This is a genomic window from Flavobacterium psychrophilum DSM 3660 = ATCC 49418 (genome assembly GCF_002217405.1).
Classification (GTDB): Bacteria; Bacteroidota; Bacteroidia; order Flavobacteriales; family Flavobacteriaceae; genus Flavobacterium; species Flavobacterium psychrophilum.
Genome location: NZ_MUHE01000006.1, coordinates 1 through 1,129, shown reverse-complemented (window position 1 = coordinate 1,129; position 1,129 = coordinate 1). Strand labels below are relative to the sequence as shown.

Sequence of the window (1,129 nt, the reverse complement as noted above, 5' to 3'; positions counted from 1 at the left end):
GAACATATGCTTGAAGCAGAACTTGATGCACATTTAGACAATGAAAAACATCAAAAAACCTTCAATGGTAATTACCGTAATGGACACGGAACCAAGAAAATAAAAACTTCCTTTGGTGAAGATGAAATTAAAGTTCCAAGAGATCGAGACGGTAGTTTTGAACCTGCTTTAGTACCTAAAAGGCATAATATTATTGATGGTTTAGAAAATATCATTATTTCCTTTTATGCAAAAGGAATGAGCGTTAGTGATATAGAAGAACAGATAAAAGAAATGTATGATTTTGATATTTCAACCTCTACCATATCAAGAATTACCAATGCAGTATCGAGCGAAGTTGTAACTTGGCAAAACAGACCATTAGATGATCTCTATTTAATTGTTTGGATGGATGGTATTGTTTTCAAAGTAAGAGAGAACTCTAAAGTCATCAATAAAACCATCTATTTGGCTGTTGGACTTAATCGCGAAGGACGAAAAGAAGTTCTTGGAATGTGGCTAGGAAAAAATGAAAGTTCAAGCTTTTGGATGAGTGTTTTAACTGATTTAAAGGCTCGTGGAGTGGAAGATATTTTGATAACAGCTACCGACAATTTAAACGGATTTACCCAAACAATCCGTGCTGTTTTCCCTGAATCACAAACACAAATTTGCGTGGTACATCAAATTAGAAACGCTTGCAGATACGTGGTATGGAAAGATAAAAAACAATTTACAACCGATATGAAACTTGTTTATACCGCACCAACAAAACAAGCTGCTGCATTAGCTTTGGAAGATTTTGCTCAAAAATGGGAATCCAAATATGGTTATGCCATCAAATCCTGGAGAGAAAACTGGGACGAATTAACCGTGTTTTTCGACTTCCCGCTAGAAATTCGAAAAATAATCTATACTACAAATTTAATAGAAAATTTAAATGGAAAAATTAGAAAATACACTAAAAATAAAATGTCATTCCCTACTGATGATGCGGTTCTAAAATCAGTTTATTTAGCTTTAAAAGAAGCAACAAAAAAATGGTCAATGCCAATACAAAATTGGGGTATTGTTTTAAATCAATTTAATCTTATATTTGACAAAAGGCTCAGATTATAAAATCCAAGCCTAACTTTTTAACTTACACACT

1 protein-coding gene is annotated in these 1,129 nt (G+C 32.9%); it reads left to right on the top strand.

Translation table 11 applies throughout. From position 1 onward, the window contains the following. On the top strand, positions 1-1,098 hold a 1,098-nt coding region (locus B0A57_RS01765; protein WP_089081991.1), incomplete at its 5' end, for an IS256 family transposase. Between the last annotated feature and the right edge of the window lie 31 nt (positions 1,099-1,129).